Annotated in this window: 1 rRNA gene; it reads left to right on the top strand. The window is 50.2% G+C overall.

The window, feature by feature from the left end:
• Positions 1–224 precede the first annotated feature (224 nt).
• Positions 225–1668: ribosomal RNA gene (locus tag ETF27_RS09860) — 16S ribosomal RNA — on the top strand; the annotation flags it as partial.

Raw genomic sequence — 1668 nt, forward strand, 5'->3', positions numbered from 1 at the left:
GGATGGGTAAAGAAACGAACCGTTCAATTTTTTTTATCTTCTGCCCTTTTTGGTTTCATCCAAATCCTGGTGGTTGATATTACATATATAGAAAGGTGTTTAAACTTGATACTTTGAATGAAGGATAATCATTCTGGCTCAGAGACATACTTTTATGCCTTTTTTCGATGCGTATATATATTTATTATATATATGTATTGTTTTAATGGCATTTACATTATTTTACAATGGAGAGTTTGATCCTGGCTCAGGATGAACGCTAGCTATAGGCTTAACACATGCAAGTCGAGGGGAAACGGCATTAAGTGCTTGCACTTTTTGGACGTCGACCGGCGCACGGGTGAGTATCGCGTATCCAACCTGCCCATTACTTGGGGATAACCCGTTGAAAGACGGACTAATACCCGATGCAGTCCATTGAAGACATCTGAAGCGGACGAAAGATTTTATCGGTATTGGATGGGGATGCGTCCGATTAGCTTGTTGGCGGGGTAACGGCCCACCAAGGCATCGATCGGTAGGGGTTCTGAGAGGAAGGTCCCCCACATAGGAACTGAGACACGGTCCTAACTCCTACGGGAGGCAGCAGTGAGGAATATTGGTCAATGGGCGGTAGCCTGAACCAGCCAAGTAGCGTGCAGGATGACGGCCCTATGGGTTGTAAACTGCTTTTATGCGGGGATAAAGTCACTCACGTGTGAGTGTTTGCAGTTACCGCATGAATAAGGACCGGCTAATTCCGTGCCAGCAGCCGCGGTAATACGGAAGGTCCCGGCGTTATCCGGATTTATTGGGTTTAAAGGGAGTGTAGGCTGTTTGATAAGCGTGTTGTGAAATGTAGATGCTCAACATCTGAATTGCAGCGCGAACTGTCAGACTTGAGTACACGCAACGTGGGCGGAATTCATGGTGTAGCGGTGAAATGCTTAGATATCATGAGGAACTCCTATTGCGAAGGCAGCTCACGGGAGTGTTACTGACGCTTAAGCTCGAAGGTGCGGGTATCAAACAGGATTAGATACCCTGGTAGTCCGCACGGTAAACGATGGATGCCCGCTGTTGGCAATTTTGTCAGCGGCTAAGCGAAAGCGTTAAGCATCCCACCTGGGGAGTACGCCGGCAACGGTGAAACTCAAAGGAATTGACGGGGGCCCGCACAAGCGGAGGAACATGTGGTTTAATTCGATGATACGCGAGGAACCTTACCCGGGCTTGAATTGCCGGTGCACGATACAGAGATGTTGAGGTCCTTCGGGACGCCGGTGAAGGTGCTGCATGGTTGTCGTCAGCTCGTGCCGTGAGGTGTCGGCTTAAGTGCCATAACGAGCGCAACCCTTTTCCTCAGTTGCCATCGGGTCATGCCGGGCACTCTGTGGATACTGCCACCGTAAGGTGTGAGGAAGGTGGGGATGACGTCAAATCAGCACGGCCCTTACGTCCGGGGCTACACACGTGTTACAATGGCCGGTACAGTTTGTTGGTGTAATGCAAATTGCATCTAATCTTGAAATCCGGTCTCAGTTCGGACTGGGGTCTGCAACCCGACCCCACGAAGCTGGATTCGCTAGTAATCGCGCATCAGCCATGGCGCGGTGAATACGTTCCCGGGCCTTGTACACACCGCCCGTCAAGCCATGAAAGCCGGGGGTGCCTGAAGTTCGTAACCGC

Origin of the sequence: Prevotella brunnea (genome assembly GCF_008016795.1) — a bacterium.
GTDB lineage: Bacteria > Bacteroidota > Bacteroidia > Bacteroidales > Bacteroidaceae > Prevotella > Prevotella brunnea.